At 41.8% G+C, this 3,028-nt stretch carries 6 protein-coding genes; 3 read left to right on the top strand and 3 right to left on the bottom strand.

Going from position 1 to position 3,028, the window contains the following annotated elements; translation table 11 throughout:
* From F6K38_RS38275 to F6K38_RS38265, 3 genes are all read left to right on the top strand, one after another.
* On the top strand, nucleotides 1-227 hold a 227-nt coding region (locus F6K38_RS38275), incomplete at its 5' end, for a DUF4126 family protein (RefSeq protein ID WP_287294569.1).
* 53 nt (nucleotides 228-280) lie between these two features.
* The gene (locus tag F6K38_RS38270; protein WP_287263937.1) at nucleotides 281-760 is read left to right on the top strand and encodes an IS607 family transposase; all 480 of its coding nucleotides are present in this window, start codon (nucleotides 281-283) and stop codon (nucleotides 758-760) included.
* A 56-nt stretch (nucleotides 761-816) separates the two neighbouring features.
* A complete protein-coding gene (locus F6K38_RS38265) occupies nucleotides 817-1,965 on the top strand; it encodes an RNA-guided endonuclease TnpB family protein (protein WP_287265527.1) in 1,149 nt (382 codons plus the stop codon).
* A 316-nt stretch (nucleotides 1,966-2,281) separates the two neighbouring features.
* On the opposite strand, the gene F6K38_RS38260 is transcribed toward F6K38_RS38265, so the two are convergent.
* From F6K38_RS38260 to F6K38_RS38250, 3 genes are all read right to left on the bottom strand, one after another.
* On the bottom strand, nucleotides 2,282-2,497 hold the full coding sequence (locus tag F6K38_RS38260; RefSeq protein ID WP_008179557.1) for a hypothetical protein: 216 nt from the start codon (nucleotides 2,495-2,497) through the stop codon (nucleotides 2,282-2,284).
* A gap of 153 nt (nucleotides 2,498-2,650) precedes the next feature.
* Nucleotides 2,651-2,809 carry a hypothetical protein gene (locus tag F6K38_RS38255; RefSeq protein ID WP_008179558.1) on the bottom strand — a complete coding sequence of 53 codons (159 nt, stop codon included), beginning with the start codon at nucleotides 2,807-2,809 and terminating at the stop codon, nucleotides 2,651-2,653.
* A gap of 47 nt (nucleotides 2,810-2,856) precedes the next feature.
* Nucleotides 2,857-3,028 (bottom strand): DUF433 domain-containing protein (locus F6K38_RS38250; protein ID WP_287360167.1); only part of this gene is annotated, 172 nt, incomplete at its 5' end.

Raw genomic sequence — 3,028 nt, 5'->3', positions numbered from 1 at the left:
TATTAGCCTTTGTACTCCAGTTAGTTCAAGTGGGATGGTTCTACCGTTTGCGTGGCTTACCTCTGTGGGTAGTGTTTCTTCAGGATTTTCTGTGCGTAGTTTTGATAATCTTAGCTTTTGATGCTCCAGAACAAGGAGGATTAATCGCTTTACTGCTACTGTGGCTAGCCATTCGCAGTTCTAAGCATTGGTATCGTTGGTATGTTCGAGGGCTAGAGGACAGTTAGAGAAAGTGTCATAAAGTGTACTAAAGACTATTCTAAAGTACTAGACTATTAATATGACACTAGTACCACTCCGTAAGGCGGTCGAACTTACGGGACTCTCCAAAACAACGCTAAGGAAGTATGCAGACAATGGCATCATCAAATGCGAACGAACTCCAAGTGGATACCGAATGTTCGATACAGTTAGTCTTGCCACTTTGGGAAGACAACAGCCACCAAAGCCAGCCACCATTTGTTACTGCCGAGTCAGTAGTCAAAAACAAAAAGACGACCTCGCCAGACAAATCGCATACATGCATTCCTTGTTCCCAGAAGCCGAAATCATCCAAGACATTGGCTCAGGACTTAACTACAAAAGGAAAGGACTTAGAGCCATATTGGAACGACTTATGCAGGGAAGTCAGCTCACGATTGTGGTTGCCTGCCGGGACAGACTCACTAGATTCGGATTTGAACTCATTGAGTACTTGGTTAGAAGTTACCGTAAGAGTAGTGCAGCCTTTATAGTTGGTAAATTATGCAGCATAGGGTAAAGGTTTTGTAGTAAGGCTGCACTACTCTAAGGTTTCATCTCCGGTCAGTATCAACGGTGGAAAAATCCTGGTTCTCGACCAGCCTGAAAGCTGCCCCGAATTGGAACTTACAGCAGATCTTCTCTCCATCATTCACGTCTTCTCTTGCAGAGTCCACGGACTCCGGAAATACGGCAAAAAAATCAAAGAAGATTCGAGTGTTCCTAAGTCCTGAGCAACGTTCCATGATAAAAAGATGGTTTGGAGTGTCTCGCTATGTCTTTAACAAGACCGTAAAAATTATTCAAAGTGGAGAAGTTAAAGCCAACTGGAAAGCCATTAAAACTGGCATCTTAAATGACCTTCCTGATTGGTGCAAGACAGTGCCTTATCAAATCAAATCTATAGCGATTAAGGATGCTTGCACCTCCGTCAGAGAAGCCAAGAAAAAGTACAAAAAAACTTCACAAATCAACCGGGTAAAGTTTAGGTCTAGGAAAAATCCTACTCAGTCTTGTTACATCCCAAAATCGGCGGTTTCATCTAAAGGAGTTTATCACACAAAATTAGGGGCACTAACCTTTGCTGAAGCACTCCCTGAAAAAATTTGTGACTGCCGATTGGTTAGCAACAACGGAAATTATTATTTAGTAGTTCCTTACACTACTACTCAAGAAAAGACCGAAAACCAAGGTAGAGTAGTAGCTTTAGACCCTGGCGTTAGAACTTTCTTGACGTTTTTCAGTGAAACTTATGTTGGCAAAATTGGCCAAGGTGACTTCTCGCGAATCCAGCGATTATGTCATCACCTAGATAGTCTTATTTCAAAAATAAGCAAAGCCAAAGGTAAGCAAAAACGTCGAATGAGGAAAGCTGCTAGAAGGATGGTAATCAAAATCCAAAATCTAGTTAACGAGCTTCATCATAAGGCTGCCAGATTTTTCGTAAATAACTTTGACGTAATATTACTCCCTACTTTTGAGACATCTCAAATGTCCAAGAAGTCAAAGCGAAAAATCAGGTCTAAGACAGTGCGCAATATGTTATCTTTTGCTCACTATCGGTTCAAGGAATTCTTAAAACACAAGGCGATTGAGAATGGAAAAATAGTAGTGGATGTATGTGAAGCATATACCAGTAAGACTGTTAGTTGGACTGGTGAATTGGTCAACGTTGGTGGAAGCAAGATTATTAGATCGAAGATTGATGGCCGGATAATGGATTGACCTTTGGTCACGCTTTCGGCAAAGCCGACGCTGCGCGAACGCGAACGGGACATCAATGGCGCACGAGGAATATTTCTTCGTGCCTTGGTAGATACACCCTGGCTGAAAAATCAGCTTGCATTGGCGGGCTAGAGTCTGCTTGGTAGACTTTAGTAGCTAAAAAGTATCGGAAGCGTTCCCGTATCAGTGGTCAAAACCATCACCAGAATCCTGACTAAAGGGGATAACGTTTAGGGGAGAATTGCTGCGCTATATTCGTGGTTGCTAAGGGTCTGTTGGGAGAGCGGTTTTTAGGTCTTTTGGATATCGTTCAGGATTAGCCATGATCTTGAGCTTTGGCAGCCTGTAGCACTTTTAACATCGTATCCGCTGCCTCAACCGCATCATAAGGCGACCACACTGGGTAAGACTGGTCAGGTTTAATTAAATCAGTTTCTTGTTGGGCTAGTTCCGAAATCAGAATCTGTATGATATAGAACTTGTCTGAGCGACTCAGTTCTCTCAACGTCGAGATTAGTTCTGATGAAACCATATAAACACTCCGCTCAAGTCGAGCGTACCTTTCTATTCTAATAGTCCTCGTCCGCTGCCATGAAGTTTTTTTTCCTGGACTTCAGTATCTATTAAGGCTTAAATTTATTTAACTTTATAAGTCCAGATTTCTAAACAAGTCTTCAGGTTAGTATTAGGGTGGGGATAATATCGCTCTCCACGCTTTATTAATTGCCATTGACCCAAGTAGAAGGATTGATTTACCTGTTTCTACTGCAACTACTACTGTATTTATTGTTATTGATAAAATTGCCTGCTTATAATATTCGTTTTTAACTTCATCATTTTCCATGACCTCATCAACCCGCTCCTTTCTATAGACATTTTATGCACGAAGTTTCACAAAGATACCACGAATAACTTTTTCTCACCCTCTGCTGCAAAAGCAAGACAGGCTTTGATGTCTTCGGACGTTAGTTCAGAAAAATCTTCTAGAATTTCTGCTTCTGTCATTCCCCCGGCCAGATATTCTAAAATGTCGTAGACGGTAATGCGCATGCCTCTGATGCAG

Origin of the sequence: Moorena sp. SIO3B2, from assembly GCF_010692525.1 — a bacterium.
GTDB classification, from domain to species: domain Bacteria; phylum Cyanobacteriota; class Cyanobacteriia; order Cyanobacteriales; family Coleofasciculaceae; genus Moorena; species Moorena producens.
The sequence above is the reverse complement of the archived record's forward strand: the minus strand, read 5'-3'. Positions and strand labels throughout refer to the sequence as shown.